Consider the following 236-nt stretch of genomic DNA (forward strand, 5'->3'; position numbering starts at 1 on the left):
CTGCCAAAGCTTAACAAAAATTACACATCCCTCTTTTGAACCCGGCTTATGTTGTGATTGCGGTGGATTTCTGATGTACGAGCCCGCAGGAAAATCGCCATGTTCATCCTGAAAAACACCTTCTAACACAACAAACTCTTCCCCGCCGGTATGAACATGTTGCGAAAACTCACTACCTGGTGCATAACGAACAATACTCGTTGCACGCGCAACCTCATCGCCTATGCGATCAAGAG

The 236-nt window shown here is 46.6% G+C and carries 1 protein-coding gene; it reads right to left on the reverse strand.

Annotation, left to right across the window (positions count from 1 at the left end; all coding sequences use genetic code 11):
* The coding region (locus R2R70_RS23145; protein ID WP_410979365.1) for a cupin domain-containing protein at nt 1-236 on the reverse strand (236 nt) is incomplete at both ends.

Source organism: Cobetia sp. SIMBA_158 (assembly GCF_046566945.1).
Classification (GTDB): domain Bacteria; phylum Pseudomonadota; class Gammaproteobacteria; order Pseudomonadales; family Halomonadaceae; genus Cobetia; species Cobetia amphilecti.